Origin of the sequence: Frankia sp. CcI49 (assembly GCF_001983215.1) — a bacterium.
Classification (GTDB): domain Bacteria; phylum Actinomycetota; class Actinomycetes; order Frankiales; family Frankiaceae; genus Parafrankia; species Parafrankia irregularis.
Genome location: NZ_MOWP01000053.1, coordinates 1 through 12,100, shown reverse-complemented (window position 1 = coordinate 12,100; position 12,100 = coordinate 1). Strand labels below are relative to the sequence as shown.

Sequence of the window (12,100 nt, the reverse complement as noted above, 5' to 3'; positions counted from 1 at the left end):
CAGATCACGGGAGCTCGGCGGCTCCGCCCCGATTCGACCGGGGCGCTCCGCGGCTCCGAGGGCTCGCCGCCGGCGGATCGCGGACCGGGCGGACGACAACGCGACACGACGCGCAGGGAGGTCGAGCATGACGGACCAGCACTCCGAGCTCGCGGACCTGCTCGCGGACTGGCTGCCACGGCAGCGCTGGTTCGCGGGCAAGGGCCGGGCAGGTGGGCAGCCGCGCGTCGTTCAGGACGTCCAGCTGAGCTCAGGCAGAAACACGGACACGGAAACGAGTGCGACGGCGAGCACCAGCACGGCAGCGAGTACGAGCACCGCTGCCGCCGGCCCGGCCGCGGTGCTGCGCCTGCTGGTGGTCGAGGTCGAGTTCGACGACGGAGGGCCCGCCGACTACTACCAGGTTCCGGTGGTCATCCGGGCGGACTCCCCCTTCGGCCACGACACCTTCCTGATCGGCGAGTCGTCGATCGGCCTGGTCTACGACGGCCTGCGCGACACCGACGGCAACGCCGCCCTGCTCGCCTACCTGCGGCGCGGGGCGAGCCGGGAGGGCCTCACCGCGACGACCGTGGAGACGCTGGACGAAGGCGAGCTCCCGGCACGCTCGATCGGCGCGGAACAGTCGAACACCTCGATCGTCTACGGCGAGGCCTACATCCTGAAGGTGTTCCGCCGGCTGTGGCCCGGCATGAACCCCGACCTGGAGATCACCCGGGTGCTGGCCCGGGCGGGCAGCGAGCACGTGGCACGCCCGGTCGCCTGGCTCTCCGGCCAGCTGTCCGGCGTCCCGACGACCTTCGCCTTCATGCAGGACTTCCTGCGCACCGGCGCCGAGGGCTGGCTGCTGGCACTGGCCAGCGTGCGCGACCTGTACGCCGAAGGTGACCTGCACGCCGACGAGGTCGGTGGCGACTTCGCCGCCGAGGCCGAGCGCCTCGGCGCCGCCACCGCCCAGGTGCACCGGCACCTCGCGGCCGCCCTCCCGACCCGGCCGGCCGACCCGGCGGCGCTGTCGACGCTGGCCGACTACCTGCACCGGCGCCTCGACGACGCGCTGGCGGCCCTCACCGAGCTCGCGCCCTTCGAGTCCGCGCTGCGGGCCGCCTACGACAACGTCCGCACGGCCCGGCATCTTGGCCCGTTCCAGCGCATCCACGGCGATCTGCACCTCGGCCAGGTGCTCCGGGTCGAGTCCGGCTGGGTGCTGTTCGACTTCGAGGGTGAGCCGGCCCGGCCGGTGCCCGAGCGCACCCTGCTCGAATCCCCGCTGCGCGACGTCGCCGGCATGCTCCGCTCCTTCGACTACGCCGCGCAGTCGATGCTGCTGGAACGGCCCGACGAGCCGGCGCTGGCCTACCGGGCGCTGGAGTGGGCCGACCACAACCGTGACGCGTTCTGCCGCGGCTACGGCGCCGAGTCCGGCCGCGACCCCAGGGACGACGACGCCCTGCTGCGCGCGCTCGAGCTGGACAAGGCCGTGTACGAGGTGCTGTACGAGACCCGCCACCGGCCAGGATGGGTCAGCATCCCGCTGCGGTCGGTCGAGCGTCTCACCAGCGAGCCGGCGGGGCGGGGCGCGGCGGCGCCCGCCCTGGAGGGCTCGGACCACGCGTAGTAGCCGGGACCTCGAAGGCGAGGTCCCGATCGGGGACGACGAGGTCCCGACCAGGAGAGAAGGACAGGTGGCCGTAGTGGACGATCCCGACGACGTGGCGCGGAACGGTTCCGTGAACGGGCGCCCTGACCTGGCGCGGCTGTCGAGGTTCACCGACACCGCGGTCGTGGACCGGCCCGGCGCGTCCGACGCGCCGGACACGCCGGACACGCCGGACCCGGCCAGTGCCCCCCGGGTGGACGTGCCCCGCGAGGAGCTCGACCGCCTCGTCGGTGGCGCCCACCACGACCCGCACACGGTCCTCGGCGCGCATCCCGCCGGCGCCTGGACGATCCTGCGCACGCTGCGCCCCGACGCCACCGCCGTGACCGCGCTTGTGGACGGCGGCGTCCGCCACCCGCTGACCCGGCTGCACAGCGGCGGGGTGTTCGCCGGCACGGTCCCCGGCCGCCTGCCCGACTACCAGCTCGAGGTGAGCTACCCGGACTCGACCTACGTCGTCGACGACCCCTACCGGCACGGCCCGACCCTCGGCGAGATCGACCTGCACCTGATCGGCGAGGGCCGGCACGAGCGGCTCTGGACGGTGCTGGGCGCCCATGTCCGCCAGCTGCCCGTCGCCGGTCGCGAAACCCCCGTCGCGGGCGTCAGCTTCGCGGTGTGGGCGCCGAACGCCCGCGGTGTGCGGGTGGTGGGCGACTTCGACTTCTGGGACGGCCGCGCCCTGCCGATGCGCTCCCTGGGCTCGACCGGCGTCTGGGAGCTGTTCGTGCCCGGCGTCGAGGCGGGAACCCGCTACAAGTACGAGATCCTCGGGGTCGACAGCGTCTGGCGCCAGAAGGCCGACCCGGTCGCCTTCGCCACCGAGCTGCCGCCCGCCACCGCCAGCGTCGTGCATGAGTCGCACTACACCTGGCAGGACGCCGACTGGCTCGACCGGCGGGCCGCGACGGCCTGGCACGCGGCGCCGATCAGCGTCTACGAGATCCACCTCGGGTCCTGGCGGCGTGGCCTGAGCTACCGCGAGCTCGCCGCGGAGCTGCCGGGGTACCTGCTGGAGAACGGCTTCACCCACGTCGAGTTCCTGCCGGTCGCCGAGCACCCGTTCGGCGGGTCCTGGGGCTACCAGGTCACCTCGTACTACGCACCGACGTCCCGTTTCGGCAGCCCGGACGACTTCCGCCACCTCGTCGACACGCTGCACGCCGCGGGCATCGGCGTGATCGTGGACTGGGTTCCCGCCCACTTCCCGCGGGACGCCTTCGCCCTCGGCCGCTTCGACGGCACCGCCCTCTACGAGCACCCCGACCCGCGCCGCGGCGAGCAGCCCGACTGGGGCACCTACGTGTTCGACTTCGGACGGCCCGAGGTACGCAACTTCCTGGTCGCGAACGCGCTGTTCTGGCTGGAGGAGTTCCACGTCGACGCGCTGCGGGTCGACGCCGTCGCCTCGATGCTCTACCTGGACTACTCCCGTCCCTCCGGCGAGTGGGTCCCGAACGTGCACGGCGGCCGGGAGAACCTGGAGGCGGTCGAGTTCCTGCAGGAGGTCAACGCCACCGTCTACCGGACGGTGCCGGGCGCGATGATGATCGCCGAGGAGTCGACGGCCTGGCCCGGGGTGACCCGCCCGACGCATCTCGGCGGCCTGGGCTTCGGCTTCAAATGGAACATGGGCTGGATGCACGACACCCTCGACTACGAGTCGAGGGCACCGGTGTTCCGGACGTACCACCACCACCAGGTGACGTTCTCGATGATGTACGCCTACTCGGAGAACTACATCCTGCCCTTCAGCCACGACGAGGTGGTGCACGGCAAGGGATCGCTGCTGCGGAAGATGCCGGGGGACCGCCGGGCGCAGCTGGCGGGCCTGCGCGGCCTCTACGGCTACATGTGGGCCCACCCGGGCAAGCAGCTGCTGTTCATGGGCTGTGAGTTCGCCCAGGACAACGAGTGGAGCGAGGCGACCACGCTGGACTGGCACCTGCTGGGTGACCACGGGCACAGCGGGGTGGCACGCCTCGTGCGGGACCTGAACCACACCTACCGGCGGACCCCGGCGCTGTGGGAACGCGACACCGAACCCGACGGCTTCTCCTGGATCGACGCGAGCGACGCGGCGAACAACGTCCTCGCGTTCGCCCGCTGGTCCGCGAACGGCGAGCAGGTCCTCGCCTGCGTGACGAACTTCTCCGGCGCCGGCCATGTCCGCCACCGCCTCGGCCTTCCGTACGCCGGCCGGTGGCGGGAGATCCTCAACACCGACGCGATCGACTACGACGGCGGCGGCATGGGCAACCTCGGCGCTGTCACCGCGACACCGGTCTCCGCGCACGGGCTGCCGGCCTCGGCGGAGCTCACGCTGCCCCCGCTGGGCACGATCTGGTTCCTGTACGACCCGGAGAACCCGCCCGCGGCCGAGGCCTGACGCAGCGGCCGAGCAGGACCTGAGGATTTGGTCGCTGGTACGACGAAATCCTCAGGTCCTCGGCGCTCGCCGGCGGTCGTGCGGTCAGAAGAGCGTGTTGCGGTCAGACGGTCAGAAGAGTGCGGCGGCCAGCGCTCGCCGGGCCGGGGCGACGGCCGGCTCGCCGTCACCGAGGGCCTGGAACAGGCCGACGAGGTGCGCCCGCACCTTCTCCCGGTCCTCTCCCGACGTCCGGCGGACGAGCTCCACCAGCCGGCTGAAGGCCGTGGCCGGGTCGCCCTGGGCCACCGTCAGGTCGGCCACGGCGAGCCCCGCCTCGACGTCGTAGGGGTCGGCGGCGAGCCGCTGGCGCAGCCAGCCGGCGTCGTAGCCGCTCACCCGGCGCAGCAGCTCCACCTGGGCCAGGCCGATGGCGGCGTCCGGGTCGGCGGGCGTCTCGGCGAGCTGGGCCTGGAAGGCGCTCGCCGCCGCGTCCAGGTCGCCACGGGCCATCGCGTCGTGGGCCTCGGCGAGGTGGGGCGGCGGGGCCGCGCCCGCGGGCCCGCCCGGCATCTCACCGACCGCGCTGAGCAGCTGGTCCAGCCAGCCGCGCACCTCACGCTCGGGGACGGCGCCGGTGAACTCACCGACGATCCGGCCGCCGACGACCGCCTTGACCGCCGGAATCCCCTGCACACCTGCCGCCTGGGCCAGGCCGGGGTTGGCGTCCACATCGACCTTGGCGAGCACCCAGCGCCCGCCGTCGGCCGCCGCGAGCCGCTCCAGCACCGGGCTGAGCTGCTTGCACGGGCCACACCAGGACGCCCAGAAGTCGAGGACGACCGGCACCTCCATGGACCGGGCCACGACCTCGTCGTTGAACGTCTCCTCCGTCACATCCACGACGACCGGCCCGGTGGCACCGGTGGTGGGTGCGCCGGCCGGGGCACCGGCCGGACCTGCACCGGGCCGCCCGACCGGGGGCGGCGGCGGTGCGGGCTTGGGGTCGAGGGGCACGGCGCCGGCGAGGCGCAGACCGCCGAGTGTGTCGGGCATTCGGCCCGGCCCGCCCCTGCGCGGCGAGCCGGGTGGGACAGGTGACCTCCGCTGCATGGCTCCATCGTTGCACTCGGTGGACGCGGGTCGGGTGCCACCGGTCGACTTTTTCCCGCGTGGCCATCCACAGCGGCCACACAGCGACCACACAGTGGCCCCGCGGTTGCCTTCCGGTGGCCCCACGGTGACCCAGAAACCTCGGCGGACCCGCCGGCCGGCGTCAGCCGGCGGCGAGATGCCGTTCGACGCTTGCCACCTTGTTGTGCAGGGCGTCGGTGACACCCTCGCGAAGGTCGGCCTTGAGCACCAGGCTCACCCGCCCACACCGGGCCGCGACGGCCTCGGTGGCCTGCCGCACAACCTCCATGACCTCGGCCCATTCGCCTTCGATCATGGTGAACATCGCGTTGGTCTCGTTGGGCAGCCCGGACTCACGCACGACCCGGACCGCCTCGGCGACCGGTGCCGCGACCTCCTCGCCGAGACCGATGGGGGTGACGCTGAAGGCAACAAGCATGTGGACAGACCTACCACGCCCACCCTGTCCCGGCCGGACACTCGCCACACCGGCAGATCTCCTGGGCGACGACACTGTCACCATCAGTTGATAACATCGGCGAATCAACCCGCCAACACCAAACCCGGGACAACGTCCGCTGACGGTACGCCCTACCATGACCCGCCGTGGGGTGGATGCAGATTTATGACGAGACGGACGAGGCCTAGGTGGGGCTGAGTACCCTGCTCGAGACGCTGACGGATCTTGTGGTGATCGTCGGCGGGGACGGTCGCGTCCGCGAGATGAGCAGCAGTGCCGCCGCGTTCCTGGGCGATCGGGTCGGCTCCACGCCGCACCTGCACGAACTGTCGGGTGTGGTGGAGCCCGGCTGTCGCTCCGACCTCGCGAGCCCGGTGTCGCAGGCGCTGACCCGCACCGCGGCATGGCGGGGCACCGTGTGGCTGATCGACGTCGCGGGGGCGGTGGCGCCGTACACGGTGACGGCCAGGCTGGATCCGGCGGGCGGGGTCGTCATCGTCGCCCGGGACACCGTCGACGCCCGTGCCCGCGGCGCCGCGGAGCGGGAGTCCCGGTCGAAGGACGAGTTCGTCGCCCGGCTCGGGCACGAGCTGCGCACGCCGCTCAACGCGATGCTCGGGTTCGCGCAGTTGCTCGAGCTGGAGCCGCTCACGCCCGACCTGCACGAGGACGTCGAGCGCATCATCACCGGCGGCCGGCACATGCAGGCGCTCATCGACGACGTGCTGGACCTGGCCCGGCTGCGGGCCGGGCGAGGAGACATCAACAAGGGGCCGGTCAACGTCCTGGACATCGTCCAGGGCGTGGTCGAGCTGGTCGAGCCGCTGGCGGAGCGGCGCGGTATCCGGCGGGTCATCCAGCCGGCCCGGCCGCTCATCGCCGACGCGGACCGCCGCCGCCTCTGGCAGGTCCTGCTCAACCTGATCGGCAACGCGCTTAAGTACGGGCGGGAGGGCGGCAGCGTCCGGGTCGGCATCGTGCCGGTGACCGGCTCGCGGATCCGCATCGAGGTGGAGGACGACGGCTTCGGGCTCTCCCCGTCCGCGTTGTCCCGGCTGTTCCGGCCGTTCGAGCGGCTCGGCGCGGAGGACACCGGCATCGAGGGCAGCGGGCTGGGGCTCGCCCTCTCCCAGGCCCTCGTGACGGCGATGGGCGGTGTGCTGACCGTCGCCAGCAGGCCGGGGGTGGGCAGCGTCTTCGCGGTCGTCCTCGACGCCGTCGACGTCCGCTACGACCACGCGGACGAGGATCCCCAGGAGGCACCCGGCGAGCGTCAGCTCGAGCCCGGTGGCCTGCGCGTGGTCCACATCAGCGGCGATCCCGGGCTGCGCGAGCTCGTCACCGACACACTCGCCAGCGCGCTCGGGGCGGACACGATCAGCGTCCCGCGGGGGGCGCTGGCGGTGGAGGCCATCCGGCGGGCCCGGCCCTCGCTGGTCCTGCTGGACGGCGACCTGCCCGACGTGACCGCCGCCGACCTGTTGCCGCGGCTGGCGGCCGACCCGGTGGCCGGGACGGTGCCGGCGCTCGTCCTGGCGGCCGAGGCGGACCCGGACGAATGGACCCGCCTGCGCCGAGCCGGTGCCAGGCAGATTCTGGGCATGCCGCTCGATGTCACGACCCTGATCGCCGCGACATCCCAGCTCACCGCGCCCTGATACCGAATACCGCGCCCGCGCCCGCCTCCGCGCGTGGCCGGCGGCTGCTGCACGGTTGGCAGCCTCGGGCCAGCAGCCTGGGCGTGGCCCGGTCGCGCCGATGGAACGCGAACCCCACCCGCACGGCCACCCATCGAAGGATCCCGCGCCGCGTCGCAGCGCCAGTAATTGGCCTCAAGAGGGGCAAAAGGGTCACCGGGTCGCCCGGCGACCCTTGCGACTTGCCAAACCGGGGCGCTCAGCCCGCCACGCCGGCCAGCAGGGTGTCCGCGGCCGTGTAGGGGTCGAGCTGGCCGTCGGTCACCCGGCGGGCCAGCTCGGCCAGCCGCTGCCCGTCGTCGAGGCGGCCCAGCCGGGCGCGCAGGCCGGCCAGCGCGATCTGGGAGATCTCCTCCCCGGCGCGCCGCAGCCGGCGCCGGCGCAGCACGCCACTGGCCCGCAGCCACGTCTGGTGGCGCTCGATGGCGGCCACCAGCTCGGGCAGGCCCTCCCCGCTCACGGCCGCCACCCGGATGACGTCGGGGTGCCAGTCCTCCAGCCCCCCGCCAGCCCCGCCATCCACGGCAGCCGCAGCACCGGCACCGGCGAACGCGGTGCCGGAGAACGCGGTGCCGGCGATCGACTCGCGGGGCCGGCCTGCCATCCGGACAGCCGTCACGACATCGCGATAGGTGTGGTCGGCACCGGGCCGGTCGGCCTTGTTGACGACCAGGATGTCGGCGATCTCCATGATCCCCGCCTTGGCCGCCTGGATGCCGTCGCCCATCCCCGGGGCCAGCAGCACCAGGGTGGTGTCGGCGAGCGCGGCGACGTCGACCTCCGCCTGGCCGACGCCGACGGTCTCCACCAGCACGACGTCGAACCCGGCGGCGTCAAGGACACGCAGCGCCTGCGGGGTGGCCCAGGAGAGCCCGCCGAGGTTGCCGCGGGTCGCCAGCGAGCGGACGAACACATCCGGATCGCTGGCGTGCTCGACCATCCGCACCCGGTCGCCCAGCAGCGCACCGCCGGTGAACGGCGAGCTCGGGTCGATGGCGAGCACGCCCACCCGCAGGCCCGCGGCGCGGTACGCACCGACCAGGCCGGACGTCGACGTCGACTTGCCCACCCCGGGTGCCCCGGTGAGCCCGATCACCCGGGCTCGGCCCGTGTGCGGGGCGAGCAGGGCGCTCACCTCGCGCAGGGCTGCCGAGGAGTCCTCGACGAGCGAGATGAGGCGGGCCACCGCGCGGCGGTCCCCCGCCAGCGCGGCAGCCGTCAGCTCCGCCGGATCGGCCCAGGCGGCCCGGGCGGCCCGTGCGGAGCCGGCGCTCACGCCTGGGCCGGTACGCGCAGCACCAGCGCGTCGCCCTGACCACCGCCACCGCACAGCGCGGCCGCGCCGACACCGCCGCCGCGACGCTGGAGCTCCAGGGCCAGGGTCAGGGCGATCCGGGCGCCGGACATGCCGACCGGGTGCCCGACGGCGATCGCGCCGCCGTTGACGTTGGTGATGTCCGGGCTGATCCCCAGCTCGCGGATCGACTGGATGCCGACAGCGGCGAAGGCCTCGTTGATCTCGACGAGGTCGAGGTCGGCCGGGGTGAGCTTCTCCTTCGCGAGCGCGGCCTTGATCGCCTCCGCCGGCTGCGACTGCAGGGAGTTGTCCGGACCGGCGACATACCCGGCGTGACCGATCTCGGCCAGGATCGGCAGGCCCAGTTCCTCGGCCTTCGCCCGGCTGGTGACGAGCACGGCGGCGGCGCCGTCGGAGATCTGGGAGGCGTTGCCGGCGGTGATCGTCCCGCCGTCCAGGAACGCGGCACGCAGCTTGGCCAGCGCCTGCGCGGTGGTGTCGCCCCGGACGCCCTCGTCGGCGCTGACGATGATCGGCTCACCGCGGCGCTGCGGAACCTCGACCGGCACGATCTCGTTCTCGAACAGGCCGTTCTTCGCGGCTGCGGCGGCCCGCTGGTGCGACAGCGCGCTGAACTCGTCCTGCTCGGCGCGGGTGAGGTTGTAACGGGAGTTGACGCGGTCGGTCACGGTGCCCATCGAGACCTGGTCGAAGCCACAGGTGAGCGCGTCGGCCGCGATGGCGTCCGTGACGGTGGTGTCGCCGTACTTCACGCCCGGGCGCAGCGCCGGGATCAGGTGCGGCGCGCGGGTCATCGACTCCATGCCGCCGGCGACGACGACGTCGAACACGCCCTGGTTGATGTAGGTGTCGGCGAGCGCGATGGCGTTGAGGCCGGAAAGGCAGACCTTGTTGAGGGTCATCGCCGGAACGCTCAGCGGTACGCCGGCCTTGGCGGCGGCGTGGCGGGCGGCGGCCTGACCCGAGCCGGCCTGGATGACCTGACCCATGATCACGTACTGGACGGCCTCGGGTGACAGCCCGGCCCGCTTCAGCGCACCGGCGATCGCGATCCCACCGAGCTCGACGGCGGTGAAGTCCTTGAGGGCGCCGGAAAGCTTGCCGACCGGGGTGCGGGCACCGRCCACAATCACAGAACCAGGCATGACGCCTCCTCGGGTTCACGGGTACCGGTTGGCGCGGTACCGGCCCGCCACGGCCACCGGGTGGTGCTCGCGACCGCGGGCCGCGCCGCTCACACCACGGCTGGCCGGGTGGGGGGATGAGAAACCAAAAAACTCTCCCAGCCACAATAACGTGATCTTGGTGCACGTGCCGGGGACGACAGCCGCCGGCGACCGGGCACCACTGCCCCGGTGACAGCCCCGGGCCGGCGGCGGTTCACCCGCCACCACGGCGGATTCCGACTCGCCATCCGGCCCGGCCGCACGACTCGTGAGCCGGGCCACAGCCGGTGAGTCACATCACGCGTGGGTCAGGACCAGAGCTGAGATCAGGACCAGAGCTGAGATCAGGACAGAGCTGAGATCAGGACAGAGTGGAGGTCAGGACAGGGCGGAGAGGGTGCCACAGCTCGGCGCGAACAGGGTGCCCACGCTCGACCCGGTCACCACATCCTGGGTCACCTGGCCCGCGACCAGCCCGTCCGGTGTGATCTGCACAGCCGTGGTGACGGTCTGGTACGAGATGCCATCCGACGAGGTGCCCGAGATGAGCCGCAGACCGCTGCCGTCGCACTGGAAGCCGAAGGCGCTGTCCTCCCGCACCCCGGAGGCGATGCGAAGGGCGGCCCCGCCCACGGATTGGGCCTGCGAGAGGACTCCGCCGGCGGCGTAGCGCAGCAGCGCGTACTCGTCGATGTTGTCCCGGCTCGAGGTGCGGACCAGGATCTCCGCGAAGCCGTCGCCGTTGGCGTCCACGACGGCGTGCACGGTCGGCAGCTGCAGGCTCGGCAGGTCGACCGAACCGGGCTTTCCACCGCGGGAGAAGACGACCTCGACCTTCGTGCCGTTCAGCCGGACCGTGTCCGCGGTTCCGTCGCCGTCCACGTCGTTCGCGTGGGCGGGCCGGTACGCCGGTGACGGCAGGTTCAGGGAGCCGGAGCCGCCCTGCCCGGTGGTCGCGCTCGCCGCCGGGCTGGACGGGGTGGTGCCGGTTCGTGGGGTCGAGCTGGTCGCCGGTGGTGGCGTGGTCGTGTGCTGCGACCTGGTCCCGCCGGAGGGACGGGTACCGCCGCCCGAACCACCGCCGCCGGCGGAGGGCCCGGCCGACGGGCCCGCCGTCGGCTCGATCACCGACGAGATCAGCGGCGGCCCGGCCGGCTCCACGATCTGCTCGGACGGCGACGACTGCGGGCGGACGGCCACGAACGCCAGCGCGATCAGGGCCGCCATCACCACGCCGCCGGTGGCCATCAGCGGCATCCGCCACCAGCGCCGGCGCTCCACACCGGCCCGGATCTGGTTCAACGCGTCCGGCGAGGTCCGGATCGGCTCCACTGCCGCCCGCAGGAGCCTGGTGAGCTCCTCCGGTTCGAGCCCGCTGTTCACCGCAGGCCCTCCAACTTGCCACTCAGGGCCGCCAGCCCGCGTGAGGTGTAGGCCTTCACCGATCCGACGCTGCAACCCATGACCGCGGCGGCGTCAGCCTCCGACATGTCCGCGTAGTAGCGGAGCACGACCGCCTCTCGTTGCCGTCTGGGCAGCTCCCGCAGCGCCTGCACGACCGCGGCGCGCTCGACCAGAGAGTAGGCCCCCTCCTCGGCGCTCGCGGCGTCGGGCATCGGCTTGGGTGCGTGCTTGAGAGCAACCAGTCGACGACGGAGCGTGGATCGTGCGAGATTGACCACTGTCTGACGGAGGTAGGCGAGCGCCTTGTCCCTGTCCTGCAGCCGCCCCCAGGCGCCGTGAACCCGGATGTAGGCGTCCTGGACGACCTCCTCGCACAGCCCGATGTCATCCAGCAGCAGCGCGGCGAGACGGACGAGGGATCGGTAGTGCTCGGAGTACAACGCGGTCAGAGCGGCGTCGGCGTCCCGCGCGACAGCGCTACGGGCGGCGTCGCTCCGCGCAGGCACGGGTCGCCACCCTTCCACGACTGTCATGGGCGCGGTCACGGAAAGTCTGACGCGCGCCGAGCCTCCAAGGTTGTCCCAGAAGTTCTATCGCGTCGCGCGGCGCGCTGACACCCCTCAGTTCATCTGGCCCGCCTACCCGCGGGTACACCAGGCCGGGCGGGCTCCATCCGCCCTCGGTCCCCCGACCAGCACAGCCGGAGGTAGATCGATGATGAAGCACATCCTGGACGCGATCATGACGGGCGGGCAGCGGTCGCCGGAACGACAGGCGGAGTTCGCGTCGCTGGCGGTGCCGGAGTCGTATCGGGGTGTGGTGGTGCGGAAGGACGAGGTGGGGTTGTTCGAGGGGCGGGTGTCGCGGGACAAGGATCCGCGGGAGTCGTTGCA

Annotated in this window: 9 protein-coding genes and 1 pseudogene; 4 read left to right on the top strand and 6 right to left on the bottom strand. The window is 72.7% G+C overall.

Going from position 1 to position 12,100, the window contains the following annotated elements; genetic code table 11:
* The first annotated feature begins 127 nt into the window (after positions 1–127).
* Together CcI49_RS38260 and glgB are read left to right on the top strand one after the other, a co-directional pair.
* Entirely contained in the window at positions 128–1,618 is a 1,491-nt protein-coding gene (locus tag CcI49_RS38260) for a phosphotransferase (protein ID WP_054565061.1), read from the top strand.
* Between the two features lie 76 nt (positions 1,619–1,694).
* Complete coding sequence (gene glgB, locus CcI49_RS38255) at positions 1,695–4,049, top strand: 1,4-alpha-glucan branching protein GlgB (RefSeq protein WP_076834574.1); 2,355 nt, start codon at positions 1,695–1,697, stop codon at positions 4,047–4,049.
* Between the two features lie 111 nt (positions 4,050–4,160).
* On the opposite strand, the gene CcI49_RS38250 is transcribed toward glgB, so the two are convergent.
* Both CcI49_RS38250 and CcI49_RS38245 read right to left on the bottom strand, forming a co-directional pair.
* On the bottom strand, positions 4,161–5,084 hold the full coding sequence (locus CcI49_RS38250; protein WP_054565063.1) for a tetratricopeptide repeat protein: 924 nt from the start codon (positions 5,082–5,084) through the stop codon (positions 4,161–4,163).
* A 220-nt stretch (positions 5,085–5,304) separates the two neighbouring features.
* Positions 5,305–5,601, bottom strand: a complete 297-nt coding sequence (locus tag CcI49_RS38245) for an MTH1187 family thiamine-binding protein (RefSeq protein WP_035954275.1) — start codon at positions 5,599–5,601, stop codon at positions 5,305–5,307.
* A gap of 209 nt (positions 5,602–5,810) precedes the next feature.
* Here CcI49_RS38245 and CcI49_RS38240 point away from each other — a divergent pair, with 209 nt between their 5' ends.
* Positions 5,811–7,280: a HAMP domain-containing sensor histidine kinase gene (locus CcI49_RS38240; protein WP_076834572.1), complete on the top strand. Its 1,470-nt coding sequence runs from the start codon at positions 5,811–5,813 to the stop codon at positions 7,278–7,280.
* A 238-nt stretch (positions 7,281–7,518) separates the two neighbouring features.
* On the opposite strand, the gene meaB is transcribed toward CcI49_RS38240, so the two are convergent.
* The 4 genes from meaB to CcI49_RS38220 all read right to left on the bottom strand — a co-directional run bounded on the left by meaB (position 7,519) and on the right by CcI49_RS38220 (position 11,740).
* On the bottom strand, positions 7,519–8,595 hold the full coding sequence (gene meaB / locus CcI49_RS38235; RefSeq protein WP_076834570.1) for a methylmalonyl Co-A mutase-associated GTPase MeaB: 1,077 nt from the start codon (positions 8,593–8,595) through the stop codon (positions 7,519–7,521).
* Positions 8,592–9,782, bottom strand: a complete 1,191-nt coding sequence (locus CcI49_RS38230) for an acetyl-CoA C-acetyltransferase (protein ID WP_076834569.1) — start codon at positions 9,780–9,782, stop codon at positions 8,592–8,594. Before CcI49_RS38230 ends, meaB begins: the two co-directional genes overlap by 4 nt.
* Before the next feature lie 399 nt (positions 9,783–10,181).
* Positions 10,182–11,186 (bottom strand): VCBS repeat-containing protein, encoded by a 1,005-nt coding sequence (locus CcI49_RS38225; protein WP_054565067.1) that lies wholly within the window; start codon positions 11,184–11,186, stop codon positions 10,182–10,184.
* The gene (locus CcI49_RS38220) at positions 11,183–11,740 is read right to left on the bottom strand and encodes a SigE family RNA polymerase sigma factor (protein WP_050796088.1); all 558 of its coding nucleotides are present in this window, start codon (positions 11,738–11,740) and stop codon (positions 11,183–11,185) included. Before CcI49_RS38220 ends, CcI49_RS38225 begins: the two co-directional genes overlap by 4 nt.
* A gap of 184 nt (positions 11,741–11,924) precedes the next feature.
* Between CcI49_RS38220 and CcI49_RS43965 the strand changes: the two are divergent.
* Positions 11,925–12,100, top strand: a pseudogene (locus CcI49_RS43965) (crotonyl-CoA carboxylase/reductase); the annotation flags it as partial.

What these genes read in the sequence shown, in the direction of transcription:
- CcI49_RS38260 (WP_054565061.1), top strand. Translation starts at nt 128, where the DNA reads ATGACGGACCAGCACTCCGAGCTCGCGGACCTGCTCGCGGACTGGCTG.
- CcI49_RS38250 (WP_054565063.1), bottom strand. Translation starts at nt 5,084, where the DNA reads ATGCCCGACACACTCGGCGGTCTGCGCCTCGCCGGCGCCGTGCCCCTC.
- CcI49_RS38245 (WP_035954275.1), bottom strand. Translation starts at nt 5,601, where the DNA reads ATGCTTGTTGCCTTCAGCGTCACCCCCATCGGTCTCGGCGAGGAGGTC.
- CcI49_RS38220 (WP_050796088.1), bottom strand. Translation starts at nt 11,740, where the DNA reads ATGACAGTCGTGGAAGGGTGGCGACCCGTGCCTGCGCGGAGCGACGCC.